We start from the raw sequence: 2,103 nt of genomic DNA, 5'->3' as shown, positions 1-2,103 counted from the left end.
CGCCACCACAGAGCCTTCGACAACCACCACGACTCCAACGATCACCACCACGCCGACCACAACGACACCGACCACAGCCGCCGGCACAAGCACCAGCACCGTCACACAAACTGAAACCGAAACGGTGACCGAGCCGCCACCGGCTCCGCCGGAACCCTGAGTTGCAGTCGCTAGGGTGGTGACGGCCCAGACAGGAGAGGCGCCACTCATGACTGAACCCTTGGGGTTGTCGATCGGGACGACGAACCTGGTCGCGGCCCGCGTCGGCCGTCCCCCGGTGCTACGACGACCGATCCTCACCGTCTTCGCCGACAGGTCGCCACAGGTTGGCGAGCCCGCGGAGAACCAGTCAGGTGTCGCCCTGCGCGGCTTCGTCGAGCGCGTCGGCGATCCGGTTCCGCTGGCGGCGGGCGACGGCTCAGTGCACCGCGGTGAACAGGTGCTGGCGGCCGCTCTCGAAGAGATGGCGCGCTTGGTCGACGGGGGTTCACCCATCGCCATAGCCGTGCCGGCGTACTGGGGGCCAGGGGCGGTGGGCGCGCTTCGCGGTTCGCTGCGCTCCCTCACGAGTCTGGCACCCAATGGCGTGCCTGCCGCAATGATTCCCGACTCGGCTGCTGCGCTGGCAGCGCTACAGGTTGCTCCAGGACTGCCCGACCGCGGTGTGATCGTGCTGGTCGACCTTGGTGGCGGCGGCTCCAGCATCACGCTGGCCGATGCAGGCGCAAACCTCAACGCGATCGGTCGAACAGTCCGCTATCCGGACTTCTCGGGTGATGCGCTGGATCGGGCGCTGCTCGACCACGTGGTCGTGGGGATCGCCGAGGTGAACCAGGACGACGCCGCGCGCACCACTGCCGCCGAATCGCTGACCCGGCTGTTGGACGAGTGCCGAAAGGCCAAAGAACGCCTGTCGGCCGAAACCGCCACAGTGGTGCCCGTAGAGCTCCCGGGGTTCCGCTCCGACATCCCAATGACCCGTCCCGAGTTCGAGCCGCTGATCTCTGAACCATTCGCAGGGCTGTTGAGCGCGATAGAAGACGTGCTGCGGCAAAACGGGATACCGGTGGCCGATGTTTCGGCGGTAGCCACCGTCGGAGGCGGCGCTGCAATCCCGTTGGTAACCCGGCAGCTGTCTGAACGACTCCGCGTACCCGTAGTGACCACTCCCCAGCCTCAGTTGAATGTGGCCGCCGGCGCGGCGTTGGTCGCAAACCAGAGCTTGCACACAGAAGCACCGACCGGCATTGCTCCCACCACTGAGGCGCCGACCGCCATGTCCTCGGCGGCTTGGGCAGCAGGTGTTGCCGGGGTGGCCGCCAGTGAATCTGCCGTCGATGGCGCCGCGTCGGCGACCTTCCGCGCCCTCGCCTGGTCGGAGGACGACGGCTCAGCCGAGGATCCACTGCCCTACACCGGCGACGACTACACCTCGTCGGCTGACTACGCCGACCGGGGAGCGACCGCCGCCCGGCCGCCGGCGGGGTTCCCCCCGCAGGAAGACTGGTATCAAGGCGAACTCGGCGGCGAGCCGGCGCCGCTGCCCTGGTACAAACGCCCGCCTGTGTTGTTCGGAGGGGCGGCCGTGGCGGCGCTCCTGGCGATAGGCGGGCTCGCCGTGACCTTGACCAGTTCAGTCGGCGACTCGACCCCGGTCACTGAAACCGCGACTTCACCGCCCGAGTTACCCCCGCCGGTCACCACGGTCACCGTCGGACCCGACGGTCTGGCGACCACAACGGTGAGCCAGCCACCGGCTCCGCCACCGGACTCCACCACAACCACACCGAGTACGACGACAACCACGACGACAGAGCCGACCACCACGACGACAGAGCCGACCACCACGACGACGACCACAACCGCTGCGACAACGACAACCACCAGAACAACCACGCCCACCACGACGACATCTCGGACCGCCACGACAACACGGCCGACCACGACGCAGTCACCGACGACGACCACGGCTAAGCCACCGACGACCACAACCACTCCGCCGACGCTCCTCGTCCCCGATGCCGGTGCGTGACCTGTTAGGCCAGCCTTTCTAGCGTTCTTCCACCGTAAGATGCGACTATGAGCAGGCACCCAGCCAAAGTT

1 protein-coding gene is annotated in these 2,103 nt (G+C 67.4%); it reads left to right on the top strand.

What is annotated here, in order from left to right; all coding sequences use genetic code 11:
• Positions 1-208 precede the first annotated feature (208 nt).
• Positions 209-2,032, top strand: a complete 1,824-nt coding sequence (locus tag GY812_17785; protein MCP4437333.1) for an Hsp70 family protein — start codon at positions 209-211, stop codon at positions 2,030-2,032.
• Positions 2,033-2,103: the final 71 nt, after the last annotated feature.

Source organism: Actinomycetes bacterium, assembly GCA_024222295.1.
In the GTDB taxonomy this organism is placed as follows: domain Bacteria; phylum Actinomycetota; class Acidimicrobiia; order Acidimicrobiales; family Microtrichaceae; genus JAAEPF01.
The sequence above is the reverse complement of the archived record's forward strand: the minus strand, read 5'-3'. Positions and strand labels throughout refer to the sequence as shown.